Genomic DNA, 14657 nt, shown 5'->3' with positions numbered 1-14657 from the left:
AGAATCTTCCTTTCTTAAAAATTTACAAAAAAATAAGACAAGCAAGGCCTGTCTTAATAAGCTCTCATAAGAGTGAGTAAAATTTGTACACATCCCTACGTTGGCATTACCCAAATCAGGTAAGGTCGAGGTTTATAACCTCCTCTCAGATCTTAGAAAGAACTCCCTTGTATACATCAATTTTAAAACTTATAGGAAATAATGTCAAGGAAAATTTTCCTATAATCCATTAGATTAATATCGAATATAGGCCTATTGAAGTTAGATGTAATTTGTCTTATAATTAAGTTAATAGATATCGAATATAAAAATTACCATTAGATACAAATCAAATAAAGGAGCTAATATGGAAAAATTTAAGGACTTTGAACTAATAAGAAAACCCCTACTTGTAAATGAAGCTGGCCTTATGCTTTATCTTTATACCAACTACCTTACAGCCAAGAATAAAGATTTCTTTACCTTTGAAAATTCTTACCCAGGATTTAACTACTCACAGGATTTAAATTTAACTTCTATAGATATCGCTTTTAATAGCAACGATACTTACATAGATTATGTTAAAAAAATAAAAAAAGAATCTCTTCCTTATCTTGAGGATTTTTTCAATAATCAAAACGAAGATATTTTAAATCTTTTCTACATTTTTTCAGAAAATGACGGTAATTATCTGCCTTTCTTTGCAGGAATTTTCCAAAATATCAACGTCCTCGATATTAAAGATTTCACCTTTGACCTCTTTGAGCTTGTATTTGACCTATCTTTCTTAAGATTTGTCGGGGTCGATATAAATGATTCAGGCTTAAAATCAACAAATATAAAGGAATGGACGGCAAAAGCTTTAAAATCTGATTTTCTAAGCCTTATCCCTACTCTTCCCTATGAAGATAATCTCTCTATGGAGCTTTTGAGATCTTTTTCTAATAAGAAATCAATTTATAATAGACTCTATCCTCTTCTTGAGAAAATCTGTGAAATTTTAGCAAATAATTTTCCTATGATTGAAGAAATTTTTGCAGATCATTTTGAAAATATAGAAAAAGATGACTTCAAAAAAGTCTATGACCTTATAAATCAAGTTGGTCTTAATGATTTTCTTAGGAAAAGAGAAGAGGCACTTAATATCTACGGCCTAATACTTGCACCGAATATGACTATGATCCAATTCATATCAGAAGATTATGATGATGCTTTCATCAAATTTGGAATTTATTCTAGCAAAGAATTTGTCAAAAAGGAAAATAAACTAAAACACCTAAGCCAATACCTCAAAATCCTAGGAGACCCAACAAGGATTGATATTCTAGATTTACTTAAAGAAAAAAATTACTATGCCAAAGAGCTTTCTGATAAACTTTATATAACACCTGCCACCTTATCTTATCACATAAGCCAGCTTCACGTATGTGGCTTTATCGGTGCCTACATTGAGGGCAGGAAGACCTATTATTATTTAAGACGTCCTGGATTTGAAAAAGTAATAGAAGAACTTACCGAATTTTCTAAGGACATAAGAGAGGAAAGAAATGCAAAAGAATCTTAAAAGCCTAAAAGAAAACCTCGCCCAAAATCTAAATGACGAAGAGGTCATAAAATCATACTTAAGAGCGGATAAATTATCAAATTTTGACCTTCTAAAAATGGCCTATGAGCCTTTTAAGGACAATCTCAAAATAAAATTATCCCTCATAATTTACCCTATAACAGCAGGCCTAATACCTATAATTCAAGCCTTTATCATGTATTACCTAGTTGATCTCATAGGAAAAAACACCGACCTTAGGACAATGATTGTCACAATTACAGCCTACGCCCTAATAATTTTCATCTGTTCTATGCTTTCAAACCAGATAGAGCGTAGAACTTACTCGACTTATATGGGTACAAGGCTATCCACCTTCATCAAGGCTTCTGGTCCTATCATGGAAATGGATTATGGTCTTGGGGAAAATTCTCTCTTTATGGCAGAATTTTCCAGAGGTTTTGAACCTTTTTCTAACAATGTCCAAGGTCTAGAAGGAATTTACCACGATATGTATAAGCTTTTGGCAAATCTTATCTCCTTTGTGATAATATCAGTGATTATGGCAAAATTATCTCCCCTAATTTTTATCCTTGCCATAATTTCAATCCTAATCCAAATTGCGATTAGAACCTATACTGACAAATATAGGCATGCCCACATGGGAGAGCTTAACAAGGTTAGGAGAAAAACTGACGCCTATTACAAGGAAGCATCCGACTTTCGCTTTGCCAAGGATATTAGGGTATTTTCCTTTAAGGATAGGTTTATAGCAGGTTTTAGACCCCTTGTGGCTGATGTAGTTAAGATTTCAAGGACCTTTATCAAGCCTGAAATGTATTTATCCCCTGTCCTTGCAGTCCTCCTCGTGGGAATCGAAGCTCTTTGCTTTTATTTCCTAACAGGGAAAATTTTGACAGATCAAATAACCCTTAAAAACCTAACTTTAATCATCACTTCCGTGGCTATCTATAGCACCGTTATCTCAAATCTAGTGATGAATATAGCCCAAACCAGGTCAAATCTCCTCTATGTAAGCGATGGTTTTGATATGCTAAGGGCAGACCTTAAATCAGATGCAGGCAAGAAAAAAATAACAGGACCTATGTCAATAGAATTTAGAAACGTATCTTTTTCCTATCCCCTATCTAATGTGAATGTTTTGGAAAATCTATCATTTACAATTCGTGAAAAAGAAAAAGTCGCTATAGTCGGTGTAAATGGCGCTGGCAAATCTACCATAGTTTCCCTAATTCTTGGTCTTTATAAGCCAACAGCAGGCGAAATTTTTATAAATGGTATAAATGCCAATGACCTTGACCTTAAGGAAAGATATGCCGCCTTTGCAACAGTCCTACAAAATGTAGAACCCCTTGCAGTTTCTATTGCAGAAAATGTAGCGGCTACTGATGAAAATATCGACAGAGAAAGAGTTATCGATTCTCTAAAAAAGGCAGGTTTAGGATATAAGCTCGACCAATTACCAAAGGGAATCAACACCCAAATGACCCGAAATATCCACGACGATGGAACACTTTTTTCTGGAGGAGAAAATTAGAAACTTGCCATAGCCAGAGCCCTTTATAAGAAGGAGGCTGGAGCATTAATAATGGATGAGCCAACAGCAGCCCTCGATGCCCTAGCAGAAGAGAAAATTTATAGGGACCTCGATGAAATCAGCAAAGACAAGACTCTAATTTTTATCTCCCACAGACTAGCATCTACCAGATTTTGTGACAAAATCATGCTCCTTGATGGCGGCAAAATCACAGAATACGGTACTCACGATGAGCTTTTAAGGCAAGATGGCCTCTATAAGGAAATGTACGAATCCCAAAGAAAATACTATTTGGAGGAAAATAATGAAAAATAAATTAAAGGCCCTATGGCTTTTTGCAAAAATCACAGCAAAAAACGATCCTCTTTATATACTGGTAATTATCCTAAATGCCTTGGCCCCTGCGGCTGCAACTATGATCAATGTCTTTGTTCCAATGATTTTTATCAATCAAATCACTGACCCAAGGCCAGCAGTCGACTTTATAAAAATTGTAATATTTTTAGTCGTTGGAAAAATTCTCATAAAAAGTCTAGAAAGACTCCTAAGCCGAGAAGAATTTGTAAGACGCCAAGGGATTAATGATTACCTGACCTTTGAACTTGCAAAAAAAGCCATGGATTTGACTTACCAAAACATAGAAAATCCCCACACCCTAGACCTAAAGGAAAAGGCTAATGCTGCCATAAATATGGGAGCTATCCATAACTTGCTGTCATGCCTTAAGGATATAATAACAAGTGTGGCAACCATCATAGGAACTGCCCTTGTAATCATATCTTTCTCCCCTTACTTGGTCGCATTTTCAATATTTATTTCCCTCTTAATAATTTTTGTAAATGGAAAAGAAGCTGCCTACACCAGCAAATTTGACCTGGAGATTGTAAATGTAAACAGGAGATTCTCTTATTATTTCTCCCTCATGGCAAGTCCCCACTACCAAAAGGAAATTAGGGTTTTTGACCTAGGACCTCTTATGAAATCAAAAACCAAGGGATATCTAGATGAGATGATGGCTGGCTTTGAAGATAAATTTGCCTATGAAGCTAATATGGGCGCTCTAAAAATCTTTTTAGAATCAATTCTAAGGCTAATATCCTACACCTATGTAGCAATGAGGACCCTATCAGCAGCCTACGGGCCACAGATAAGTTTTGGTTCATTTTCTGCTATAATAGCTGCAAATGAAAACTTCATGACAGCCTTTCAGACCATGTTTTCTGAGCTAGCAGCCTTTATAATGAGCCTTGTCAACCTCGAGCCCCTCTATGATTTTTATATCCTAGATTCTGACAAGGAAGAAAATTTAAAAGAAGCTGGAGAATTTGAAAGCCTAGAATTTATTAATGTATCCTTCACTTATCCAGGATCTGATAGAAAGATTATTGATGATATATCTTTTAAAATCAATAAGGGCGAGAAAATCTCTATTGTAGGTGTAAATAACGCAGGAAAGACAACTATTGTTAAGCTTCTCCTAAGATTTTTTGATATCGATGCTGGAGAAATTTTATACAATGGAGTCAATATCAAAAATATCTCAAAGGCCTCCCTCTATGAGAAGATGAGCGGAGTTTTCCAAGATTTTTCAATCATGCCTTTTACAATAAAAGAAAATATTATTGGAAATATGGATTATGATGAGGAAAATGTTAGCGAAATTTTAAAGGAATTAGACCTGGACGAGAGGGTTAGAGCGCTTGAAAATGGCCTTGATACCTATCTAAACAAGGATATCTACGAAAATGCCACAGACCTATCCCTTGGCCAAAAGCAAAAACTTGCCATAGCCAGGGCCATCTACCACAAGCCAGAATTTATAATCCTAGATGAGCCAACAGCAAGCCTAGACCCATTAGCAGAAGCCCAGGTCTATGAACATTTTAACGAAATGACAAAAGATAAGACCGCAATTTTCATCTCCCATAGGATGAGCTCAACCAAGTTTACAGACAAAATCCTCCTTTTAGATGAGGGAAAAATCGCAGCCTACGACAGCCACGATAATCTCATGAAATACAAAAATAAATACTCCGACCTCTACAAGGCCCAGGCTAAGTATTTTGTATAAATTTACCCAAGCAAAAAGACCTAAATTCTAATTCTTAGGTCTTTTTTACATTCAATGATATTACGTTTTTAGGATTTTATACAATTACTAGTTTATCTATATCTTGGCCTTTAATGTAGGTGTCCATATAGGCCTTTCTTGTTTTATCGTAAAGGGCGAAGAGTTTTTCTTTTTCTTCTTTTTGGCTGTAGACCTTCCAGTATCCACAGCAGAGGTAGTTTTGGCCCTTGTTTGCGATAAAACCTTCCACATCTTCGTATGGGTAGCCTAAAAAGCATCCAATCTCATGGGGGAAATATCCTAATGATAGCTTTTTGATAACGCATGATAAGCATTTATCAAGAGATTCAACTTCATAGTCTAGGCTCTTTAGGAATATTTTTATCTGATCTTCAGCTAGGTAGGCTTGTAACTTATCTTTTCTATATACAAATATCAGTGAGCCCTTGTCATTTTTTGCTACCTGTCTAAAATATATATCAAATTTATTAAATCTCTTATTCCATTCCTTTAACAAGTCTATGATATATTCCCTGCTCTTGCCTGCAATTCTGAAGAGATTGGCAGGCTTGATGTTGGCTAGGACTTGGGTGCAGTGGCTAAGTAGATAGGACTCACCCATGACTTAAAGTGCTTTTGCTAGGCTTTCAGCAAGATTTCTGCAAGCTTCAAGATCTTCATCTTGTGGAGTATCATAAGCTATTAGACCATCTGCTACTAGGTTGATATTGTCATCTTGGCATCTAGATGTCCAGTTTTGCATCCATTCGCCATCTGCCCATTCGTATGAACCAAATAGGACTACTGGTTTATCAGCAAGTTTGTCTTCTACTGATTCAAACATTGGTTCAAATGAACCATCTTCTAGCTCTTCTGAACCCATAGCTGGGCAACCAAAGGCAAAGCCATCATAATTTGCTACATCATCAGCTGAGAAATTATCTGAAAAGATTTTTTCTGCTTCATGACCTAGGTCATTTAGTTTGGCTGTGATTTCATCTGCCATCATGTCTGTGTTACCTGTTCCTGACCAATATACTACTGCTACTTTACTCATTGTTTTTTCCTCCAAATTTTTAATATTTTTTAGTTACATTCTAACTATGTGTACCCTTTTTCTTTCGGGTAAGATTTATATTTGATATCATAATGATAATGATAACCTATATCATACTTTATTTAAAAAAATAAAGTTTAATCTGGATCATCACCTCGACATATTTATATACTATTTAAGTCTATCTTTATCGGATTCTTCCTGACTTAGTCTATCAGAATGAAATAGAAATTTGATTGTCAAGGGATGAGCCTTGTGAAGGCTTATGTGATATTGATAATTTTTATCAAAAGCCTTCCAAAAAAAATTAAGTATCCAGCCTAGACATCAGAAATTTAGCATAAGACTATTTATTAATTCCTTTAAGATTTGACTTTTCTTTTCTAGTCAATTTTAAAATTAACTATTATAGGCTTATATATTTTTCTTTATGCCTGGCATCTTTGTTGTATTTTCGTTTTTAATATTTTTAGCCTAGTCCTAGTGGCAACATGATTTGTGATCATTGTTGCTAGAACATCCTGAACAGCCTCCACAATCACCTGATGTTTTCTTGATAAATCTTGAGTAGATTATATAAGAACATGCTGCAAGTACTAAGATTAGGATAATCCATGATGGTAAATTCATTTTTCTTCCTTTCATTTATAAGCCCGCCCCCCTTAAAGGGGGCTGACTTAAATTTAAGCTTTTACTTGATTTATGATTTTAAACTTGAAAGTTTAGTTTAAGGACTTACTTTCAAGCTTCCCTTTAATCTAAGCTTTGGCTAATGATTCGTTGTAGGCTAAGTTTTTTCTAGAGCTTCCTTTTCTTACTACCATGTAGATGAAGAAGATTAGGGCTACTAGTCCAAGTACTGTTCCTATGCCAAATTTACCATAAGCTAAGAAGCTTGCTAGTTGATAGAAGATGAAGCTTACTATATAAGCAAAGCCCATTTGATAGCCTATAGTTATGGCTGTCCACTTATTATCATCCATTTCTGTCTTGATAGCTCCTACTGCTGCAAAACATGGCATGCAGAGCATGTTAAATAGTAAGAATGAATAACCTGCTACAGGTGTTCCTATTGCGGCACCGAAGGCTTGGAGTAACTCAGGTGTATCTGATGCAACATCACTACCTAGGCCTAAAACAACTCCCATTGTAGAAACTACGTTCTCTTTTGCTACGAAACCTGATATTGTTGCAACTGTTGATTGCCAACTTCCAAAGCCTATTGGCCTAAAGATTACGCCGATTATGGAACCTAATACAGCTATGATTGATCCTTCTGAGTTTTCTTCAATTAAGTGTAATCTGAAGTCAAAGTGTGTTAAGAACCAAATTATAACAGCTGATATAAAGATTATTGTTCCAGCTCTCTTAACATAGGCCTTAGACTTATTATAAACATCAGTTAAAACTGATTTTACTCTTGGTGCGTGGTATGGAGGTAATTCCATAATAAATGGTGCTGGTTCATCTGCTAGTGCCTTAAATTTCTTTAGGATAATTCCTGAAAAGACAATTGAAGCTATACCAATCATATAGAATGAGAATGATACCAAGGCTTTGTTTTCTGGGAAAAATGCTCCTGCTATAAGGGCAATTACTGGTAATTTTGCTGAACAAGGCATGAAAGTAGATGTCATGATTGTAATCTTTCTATCTCTTTCATTTTCGATTGTTCTTGATGCTTGGACACCAGGTACACCACATCCTGTTGCAACCATGGCTGGGATAAATGATTTACCAGATAGACCAAATCTTCTAAAGAGTCTGTCCATGATGAAGGCTACCCTTGCCATATATCCTATATCTTCTAGGATTGATAGTAGGGCAAATAGAACCATCATTTGTGGTAAGAATCCAAGTACTGCTCCCACACCTGCAAGAGCTCCATCTGTTATCAATGATTGAATAACTGGGTTTACATTGGCACCTTCCATCCAAGCTCCAACTGCTGGTATTAGGTTATCTTCAAAGAAACCATTTACTAAATCTGTGCCCATGGTTCCTGGTGAATGTTCATAAACTGCACCGAAAAATACCAAAAACATTACTAGGGCAAAGATTGGTAGACCTAAGATTCTATTGGTTACAATCTTATCAACCTTATCTGTAAGGCTTTCTTTTGGTGGAGCCTTTACTAGGACATCGTTTGAAAGATTAGCTAAGTTTTCATATCTAGCTGTGGTGATGATTGATTCAGCATCATCTTCTAGTTCTTTTTCCAGCTTATTTCTAGCCTCTTCTACCTTAGTTTTTAGCTCTTCTGTCAATTTGATATGGCCAAGTGATTCTTCGTCATTTTCGAAGGCCTTGATTGAATAATATCTAGATAAATCTTCGCCAACTATTGGCTTTAAGTCAGCTTCAATTGGTTTAAGGGCTTCTTCTAGGTCAGAATCAAAGAGCATTTCTTTTGGTTTTTGACCATCTTTTGCAACTTCTAATATTTTTGCTATTAATTTATCAACACCCTTTTCCCTAGCTGCAATAGTTTCAACTATTGGAATATTTAGTTTTTCTTCTAGGGCCTTGATGTCAATCTTATCTCCCTTTGATTTAACTATATCCATCATGTTTAAGGATATAACCATTGGGATTTCTAGTTCTGCTAATTGACTTGTTAGGTAGAGGTTTCTAACTAGATTTGAACCATCTACTAGATTTACTATTAGGTCAGGTCTGTCATTGATTAGATATTCTCTTGAAACAACTTCTTCCATTGTATATGGAGAAAGTGAATAAATACCTGGCAAGTCTTCTATTATTACATCTTTGTGGCCTTTTAATACGCCTTCTTTTTTATCAACAGTAACCCCTGGCCAGTTACCTACCCTTTGATTTGAGCCTGTTAGGGCATTAAATAGGGTGGTCTTACCTGAGTTTGGGTTACCAGCAAGTGCTATTCTTATACTCATATCTTTTCCACTCTTATATTCTTTGCATCTTCTTTTCTAATACTTAGTTCATAACCTCTAAGGTTAATTTGTATAGGATCTCCTAGTGGAGCAAGTTTTCTTACAAAAATTTCTGTGTTTTTTGTAATTCCCATATCCATGATTCTTCTTTTTGTAGGGCCATCGCCCTCAAGTTTTACAACTTTTACAGTATCCCCTACTGGCACTTCATTTAAAAATGGCATTAGGCTGCTACCTCCTTAACAATTATCTTACTAGCTAATTCTTTATTAAGGGCAAATCTATTATCATCAATAGTAAATATGTAGTTGACCCCATCAAAATTCAAAAGCTTAATTATTCTACCTTTAGCAAAACCTAGGTTATTTAGGTGTTTTATGATCTTTTCATCGCCCTTAAGTTTGATTACTTCGACAGTATCACCTATGCTATAAAATGTAATAGGCATAATCTCTCCTCTATAATTTTAGTTTTATTGCAATATTTTTAAAATCAGGATGTCATATCCTTGTACTATTAATATATCATAGCCGATAATGAATATCAATACTACTTACTAGAAATGTTTGATATAAATTATCAATCTCATTCACACAGCTAACAGGAAAACCTTATTTATTAAATTTTATCTAATTTTTTTTAAAAATGTTATAATAGAAGAAATAAAACTAAGTGAAATTTATAGGAAAGAGGTTATATGTATTTTTTTGTTAATGATTATAATTCTATCTGCTATCCAGAAATCTTGGATGCTTTAAAAGATTCTATAGATGAGAAAAATCCTGGCTATGGCTTTGACTATCACTCTGATAAGGCCAAAGCCCTTATTAAAAAAGCTTTAGGGGATGAGGATGTTGATATTTACTTTCTTCCTGGAGGGACCCCTACCAATATCATTGGAGCGACTGCTGGCATGCGACAACAAGATTCTATTCTTTCTGCCACTACCGGCCATATAGAGGGCCATGAAGCAGGGTCAATTGAGGCTACAGGTCTTAAAATCGAGCTTATAGAGTCAGTAGATGGGAAAATCAGCCTAGAAAATCTAAAAAATGCCTACGCATCTTTTAATACAGAATATGTTACAGTTCCTAAAAAGGTCTATATTTCAAATACTACAGAGCTTGGAACAGTATATAAGAAAAAGGAAATAGAAGAAATCTATGATTTTTGTAAGGAAAATGGTCTTTATCTCTTTATAGATGGGGCTAGGATGGCGGCAGCCCTTGCAAGTGATCATTGCGACTACAGCCTAAAAGACTTGACTAGAATGTGTGATATCTTTTATCTAGGAGGAACCAAGGCTGGTCTTCTCTTTGGTGAGGCCTTGATTGTAAAAAATAAAGACCTTAAAAAAGATTTGATCAACCTTATCAAGCAAAAGGGAAGTCTCTTAGCCAAGGGTTTTGTTCAAGGAATTATGTGGGAGAGGGTCTTTTCTGAAGATGACTTTTACCTAAGGGGCAGCAAGGTCGCCTTTGAGATGTCAAAACTTCTAGCATCTGGCCTTGTAGAAAAAGGCTATGACCTTGCCTATCCATTTGAGTCCAACCAAGTTTTCCTTAGGGTTTCTGCTAACCAGTATGAAAAATTTGCAAAGATTGCTTACTTTGAAATTATGTCTGAAGAAGATAATGAAAAAGTAATCAGACTTGTAACTACCTTTAGGACCAGCAAGGAAGATGTGGAAGGTTTCCTGGAAAAATTATAAAATTCATAAAAAAATCCATGACTTTTGGTTTTATTCCAAAAATCATGGATTTTTTAATTCTTATCTCTAACATCGCCCCTATCGGTTACTATCTGATAGCCAAAGCTTGCTATTTCCTTTTCGAGGGACTTTTTGGCTTCCGCTGCTTCAAGGCCTGTATTTAATTTATTGTCATAAAGATTGTAAGACTTTTTGGCCTTTGCTGGAGATAGGTTTGGCATGAGGACATTGGCCCCTGCCTTAAGACCCAGCTCTCTGCCCTTTGGATTTATGGTGCCTAGGGCTGTAGTTGCTGGTATTAGGGCGTAGGGGAAAACTATCCTTAGGATTGCTACCATCCTCAAGGTCTTTGTGAAAGACCCATCCTTAAAGTCCTTAAAGGGTGTATCATGACTTACCAAAAATGGTCCAATTCCTACCATATCTGGCTCTAAATCTTCTAAAAATCTGATATCTCTTATCAAATCATCTGTAGTCTGGTAGGGACTATCAACCATGAAGCCTCCCCCAACTTGGTAGCCTATTTTTTTAAGATTATAAAGACATTCTTGCCTATGCGCTAAGCTCATCTCTTTAGGATGGATTTTGGCATAGTGGTCTGGGTTTGATGTTTCCTGTCTTAGAAGATACCTGTCAGCCCCCGCATCATAAAAGGCCTTGTAGTCTTCATAGGATCTTTCGCCTAGGGATAGGGTTATGGCTGTATCTGGATATTTATTTTTAATTTCTCTTATAGCATCCACAACGAAATATCTGCTAAAGCTAGGGTCTTCTCCTCCTTGCATAACAAAGGTCCTAAAACCAAGCCCATAGCCAAAATCAGCCGATCTTAGGATTTCGTCTTTGGCAAGCCTGTAGCGGTTGACATGGTCATTTGATCTTCTTATCCCGCAATAATAGCAATTATTTTTGCAAATATTGGATACTTCAATTAGGCCTCTGATATAGACCTTGTTGCCGTAATTTGCCCTTCTGATCTCATCAGCCCTTGCCATCAGGCTTTCAGTCATGGATTCGTCTTCTATATATTTTTTTAGTTTGTCATATGGAATATGGTTGATTTTTCTTTTTGTCATAAGTCCTCATAAAAAAATTGAGGAGGTCATACGACCTCCCTGGGTTGATAAAATAAATTCATTTATAATATACTCAAATATACATATTTTGCAATATTATTTTTGATCTTTGAATAAATTATAGGGAAATTTGTAAGACCTTCTCCTAGGCACATAGGATCCTATTTCCTTGCTAAGGATTTTTGCCAAATCTTTCTGCCAATTATCTATTATATTGCTAATTTCTGAATTCCTTGATTCTACTTCGACCTCATTTTTCTCAGCAAAGCTTGAATATTCATTTTTAATATAATGATCCACAACAATTACAAGCTTTTCATAGAGAGTCTCCTCTCTTTTCTCAAGAAATTTGCCTATAAAATCTAAGTCAAATTCAGATACATTTTTCTCTCCATTATAAGAATCAATGCTATCTGTGACAAAGCCATATCCTAGGGCTATACGGGCGGGTAAAAAGTATGACTCGCTCCTTAAAAACCTGTATCCTTCCAATAAATGAGCCATATTGTCATAGCCAAGGCCCTTACCAATATTATAAAGACTCCCACAAGCAAGTGCTATATCTGGGTCAAGGCCAAGCTCTTTTGCAATTTTTTCGCAAGTTTTGCCAACTAAGTGGGAATGGATTATCCATTTTGTGGGGTTTGTTGCAAAGGCCTCATCCATTATGGACCTTATCTTATCCTTGTTTGGAATATTTCCGTAATTTTCCTTATACATATCTAATCACTCCGTAGCTATGGTTAGTATTATCTGAATCTATAGAAAATTCTACTTCATTTTCAGAATTCTTATAAGATAGGCTGATTTCTTTTTGGTCTTTTATTTCATTTTTGTAAATTATTTTTATATAAGAAATCCTATCTTCCCTAATATTTTCAATCTCTTTTAGAAAGTCAAAATAAATACCATTATTGACATGGCCATTTTCATCAAAATCTGCTTTCCTGATTATAATTTGTTTTGAATTATCAAAATCACTTGGCCTTTTAAAATCTTTGCCAGCATAGATTAGCTTTTCTTCCCCGTAGGCTTTTTGAATGTTTTCATCTATCGGGATTAGTTTTCCTTTAAGCCTGTCAAATAGGATAAGTTTGGCACAGGCCCTTGCTATTTCTTTTCCATCTTTTTTGACAAGGAAATTTCTATAGGCATAAAATCTTTTTATCTGGGTAGGAATAGATGTAATTTCTATAACATCATCTACCTTTATATGCTCATCAATTTCTATATCCCAAGAATAAACCAGCCAGGCCTTGCCTTTCATATCTAGATCTTTCTCAACCTTAGCAGATTGGATAAAGGATACATCAAACATAAGGCCTGTCAAATTTTTAAAACTTAGAAAAGCTTCTTTGTTGCAAAGCATGGATCCTATCCTATAGGTCATTGTCTCTTTCATACTTACCCCTTTAAAAAAAGGACAGATAACTGCCCTATTTTTTGTTTCCTATTTCTTTTACAAGTTCTGTTAGAGCCTTTAGGAATTGATTATCTTTGGTAAAATCATTTTCGTTTAGGTCTAAATCTTGGTTTTTATTTTCTACTTCTACATCAGGTTTAACACCAATTTTGTTGATTTTTTCGCCATTTGGTGTCTTGTATTCGCTAATTGTAATCTTTGCACCAGCGCCATTATCTAGTGGGAATATCTTTTGAACTACTCCCTTACCAAATGATTTTTCTCCAACTATCTTAGCCCTTCCCCTATCTTTAAAGGCACCTGCTAGGATTTCTGAAGCTGAAGCTGAGTTTTCGTTTATTAGGGTAACCATTGGAATATCGTCAAATTCTTTATCTGACTTCTCGCTTACGACATTGCCATCCTTATCTTCTGTGGTTACTACTACTCCCTCATCAAGGAAGGTATCTGCTATATTTAGGCAAACATCTAGGGCACCGCCCGGATTATTTCTTAAATCTAAGATAAGACCTTGGATTCCTTCATTTTTAAGCTTGGCATATTGGTCTTTGAAATCATCCCAAGTTACATCGTCAAAGGCAGTTAATCTTAAGTAGCCAATCTTTGTTCCCTTTAAATCTAGGGTTTGAGACTTGACTGTATCTACTTTCACATCACGTCTTTCAACTTCGACATCTATTTCCTCGCCCTTTGGATTTTCTTCACTTACTCTTAAAAGCTTAAGCTTCACCTTTGAGCCAGCTTCACCTCTAATTAGGGCAACAGCCTCTTCAAGTTCACTACCTGCGAAGTCTTTGCCTTCGACAGCTTTTATAAAATCACCTGATTTTAGGCCAGCTTCTTGGGCAGGAGAACCTTCAAATACTTGGATAACCTTGATAAGGCCTTCTTTAGAATTAGAGACACTTATGCCGATACCCTTATATCTGCCATCAAGATTTTCCATAAGCTTAGCAAATTCTTCCTTTGGATAATAAGCTGTATAAGGATCACCAAGGTTTGCAAACATCCCCTTTAGGCTGCCTTCATAAAGCTTATTCTCATCATAATCAAAAAGGAAATTTCTATCAAGCAATTCCTTAAGAGAAGCCATCTCACTTGTCAATTGCCTTGACTTAATATTTCCCTTAGCGCCCATATCCATATTTGTTCCTAGCATAAATCCTGCAAAGCCAATGCCAGCTATTAGGCACAGACTTAAGATAAATTTACCTATTTTTTTCATATTTTTTCCTTTCTAATAGGACCTTCCTATTTACTAATACTAATATTATATCACAAAAGCCTTAGCTAGCACTAATAAATTGCTAAGAAAAAAGCCAGGGCT

The 14657-nt window shown here is 35.5% G+C and carries 15 protein-coding genes and 1 riboswitch; of the genes, 5 read left to right on the top strand and 10 right to left on the bottom strand.

The genetic code is table 11. The features are described from left to right. Window positions 1-74 precede the first annotated feature (74 nt). A riboswitch (TPP riboswitch) is annotated at window positions 75-179 on the bottom strand. Window positions 180-346: 167 nt separating this feature from the next. Genes ACCQ42_RS07605 through ACCQ42_RS07590 form a run of 4 tightly spaced genes read left to right on the top strand, consistent with a single transcriptional unit; the run spans window position 347 to window position 5151 of the window. After that, window positions 347-1543 (top strand): ArsR/SmtB family transcription factor, encoded by a 1197-nt coding sequence (locus tag ACCQ42_RS07605; RefSeq protein ID WP_410035819.1) that lies wholly within the window; start codon window positions 347-349, stop codon window positions 1541-1543. After that, the gene (locus tag ACCQ42_RS07600; RefSeq protein WP_410035818.1) at window positions 1527-3080 is read left to right on the top strand and encodes an ATP-binding cassette domain-containing protein; all 1554 of its coding nucleotides are present in this window, start codon (window positions 1527-1529) and stop codon (window positions 3078-3080) included. Before ACCQ42_RS07605 ends, ACCQ42_RS07600 begins: the two co-directional genes overlap by 17 nt. Before the next feature lie 51 nt (window positions 3081-3131). Next, window positions 3132-3395 (top strand): hypothetical protein, encoded by a 264-nt coding sequence (locus ACCQ42_RS07595; RefSeq protein ID WP_410035817.1) that lies wholly within the window; start codon window positions 3132-3134, stop codon window positions 3393-3395. Next, window positions 3385-5151: an ABC transporter ATP-binding protein gene (locus tag ACCQ42_RS07590; RefSeq protein WP_106460915.1), complete on the top strand. Its 1767-nt coding sequence runs from the start codon at window positions 3385-3387 to the stop codon at window positions 5149-5151. The genes ACCQ42_RS07595 and ACCQ42_RS07590 overlap by 11 nt, the downstream gene beginning before the upstream one ends. 76 nt (window positions 5152-5227) lie before the next feature. Here ACCQ42_RS07590 and ACCQ42_RS07585 read toward each other — a convergent pair whose 3' ends face one another. From ACCQ42_RS07585 to ACCQ42_RS07560, 6 genes are all read right to left on the bottom strand, one after another. After that, window positions 5228-5773, bottom strand: a complete 546-nt coding sequence (locus tag ACCQ42_RS07585; protein WP_106460916.1) for a DUF3793 family protein — start codon at window positions 5771-5773, stop codon at window positions 5228-5230. 3 nt (window positions 5774-5776) lie between these two features. Next, entirely contained in the window at window positions 5777-6208 is a 432-nt protein-coding gene (locus tag ACCQ42_RS07580) for a flavodoxin (RefSeq protein ID WP_106460917.1), read from the bottom strand. A gap of 480 nt (window positions 6209-6688) precedes the next feature. Next, entirely contained in the window at window positions 6689-6853 is a 165-nt protein-coding gene (locus ACCQ42_RS07575) for a FeoB-associated Cys-rich membrane protein (RefSeq protein WP_234025844.1), read from the bottom strand. A gap of 113 nt (window positions 6854-6966) precedes the next feature. Next, the gene (feoB, locus tag ACCQ42_RS07570) at window positions 6967-9120 is read right to left on the bottom strand and encodes a ferrous iron transport protein B (protein ID WP_410035816.1); all 2154 of its coding nucleotides are present in this window, start codon (window positions 9118-9120) and stop codon (window positions 6967-6969) included. Continuing rightward, on the bottom strand, window positions 9117-9344 hold the full coding sequence (locus ACCQ42_RS07565; RefSeq protein WP_106460920.1) for a FeoA family protein: 228 nt from the start codon (window positions 9342-9344) through the stop codon (window positions 9117-9119). Before ACCQ42_RS07565 ends, feoB begins: the two co-directional genes overlap by 4 nt. Then, window positions 9344-9568 (bottom strand): FeoA family protein, encoded by a 225-nt coding sequence (locus ACCQ42_RS07560; protein WP_106460921.1) that lies wholly within the window; start codon window positions 9566-9568, stop codon window positions 9344-9346. Before ACCQ42_RS07560 ends, ACCQ42_RS07565 begins: the two co-directional genes overlap by 1 nt. 249 nt (window positions 9569-9817) lie before the next feature. Between ACCQ42_RS07560 and ACCQ42_RS07555 the strand changes: the two genes are divergently transcribed. Then, the gene (locus tag ACCQ42_RS07555) at window positions 9818-10831 is read left to right on the top strand and encodes a threonine aldolase family protein (protein WP_410035815.1); all 1014 of its coding nucleotides are present in this window, start codon (window positions 9818-9820) and stop codon (window positions 10829-10831) included. A 53-nt stretch (window positions 10832-10884) separates the two neighbouring features. On the opposite strand, the gene hydE is transcribed toward ACCQ42_RS07555, so the two are convergent. From hydE to ACCQ42_RS07535, 4 genes are all read right to left on the bottom strand, one after another. Continuing rightward, a complete protein-coding gene (gene hydE / locus ACCQ42_RS07550; protein ID WP_410035814.1) occupies window positions 10885-11907 on the bottom strand; it encodes a [FeFe] hydrogenase H-cluster radical SAM maturase HydE in 1023 nt (340 codons plus the stop codon). 96 nt (window positions 11908-12003) lie between these two features. Continuing rightward, the gene (locus ACCQ42_RS07545) at window positions 12004-12627 is read right to left on the bottom strand and encodes an HD domain-containing protein (protein WP_410035813.1); all 624 of its coding nucleotides are present in this window, start codon (window positions 12625-12627) and stop codon (window positions 12004-12006) included. Next, window positions 12620-13309, bottom strand: a complete 690-nt coding sequence (locus tag ACCQ42_RS07540; RefSeq protein ID WP_410035812.1) for an acyl-[acyl-carrier-protein] thioesterase — start codon at window positions 13307-13309, stop codon at window positions 12620-12622. The genes ACCQ42_RS07545 and ACCQ42_RS07540 overlap by 8 nt, the downstream gene beginning before the upstream one ends. 34 nt (window positions 13310-13343) lie before the next feature. Beyond that, complete coding sequence (locus tag ACCQ42_RS07535) at window positions 13344-14555, bottom strand: S41 family peptidase (RefSeq protein WP_106460926.1); 1212 nt, start codon at window positions 14553-14555, stop codon at window positions 13344-13346. Window positions 14556-14657: the final 102 nt, after the last annotated feature.

Origin of the sequence: Anaerococcus kampingae, assembly GCF_046365475.1 — a bacterium.
Classification (GTDB): Bacteria; Bacillota; Clostridia; order Tissierellales; family Peptoniphilaceae; genus Anaerococcus; species Anaerococcus kampingae.
Note: the sequence above shows the minus strand (reverse complement) of the source record. Positions and strands in the feature narration are given on the sequence as shown.